The sequence below is a fragment of the Corallococcus sp. CA041A genome (assembly GCF_003612075.1).
In the GTDB taxonomy this organism is placed as follows: domain Bacteria; phylum Myxococcota; class Myxococcia; order Myxococcales; family Myxococcaceae; genus Corallococcus; species Corallococcus exiguus.
The window spans coordinates 1-522 of sequence record NZ_RAWF01000599.1 but is presented as its reverse complement, the minus strand read 5'-3'; the positions used below and the strand labels follow the sequence as shown (position 1 = coordinate 522).

1 protein-coding gene is annotated in these 522 nt (G+C 69.0%); it reads right to left on the bottom strand.

Going from position 1 to position 522, the window contains the following annotated elements; genetic code table 11:
* Nucleotides 1–301, bottom strand: a 301-nt coding sequence (locus D7V77_RS42405) for a DnaJ domain-containing protein (protein ID WP_147452375.1), incomplete at its 3' end; no start/stop codon positions are given.
* Between the last annotated feature and the right edge of the window lie 221 nt (nucleotides 302–522).

Here is a 522-nt window from a genome sequence, read left to right as displayed (position 1 = left end):
CGCCGCCCCCGCTGCCCCCGGCCGCCTGGGCGGCGCGGTACTGGCGGTAGGCCGCGGCCTTCTTCTCGTCGAAGCCGATCTTCTCCGCGTCCTCGCCGAACTCGTCGTAGAGCGCGCGCTTCTTCGTATCGCCCAGCACCTCGAAGGCGGTGTTGATGCGCTTGAACTTCTCCTCCGCCCCCTTGTCGCCAGGGTTGACGTCGGGGTGGTGCTGGCGCGCCAGCTTCCGGAAGGCCTTCTTGAGGTCGTCCGCCGAGGCCGTCCGTGGCACGCCCAGAATCTGGTAGTAGTCGTCAGCCATAGGTTTTGAGGGTGGTGCAGTACCCGACAAAGGAGAACGTAACCAGCGGTGCGGTGAGCGCCAGCACGGGATGTCCGGACAGCACCGCGATGGTTACAGTCGCCGCAAGATGAGGAAGGCCATGCCAGCACCGCGCGCCCGCCGGAAGGCCCCTCTGTGGCTGGCATGCGGGCTGCTCCCGGCGGCTCTGGGCACCGCCCCGGGGTCTGGGGGGACCGCCC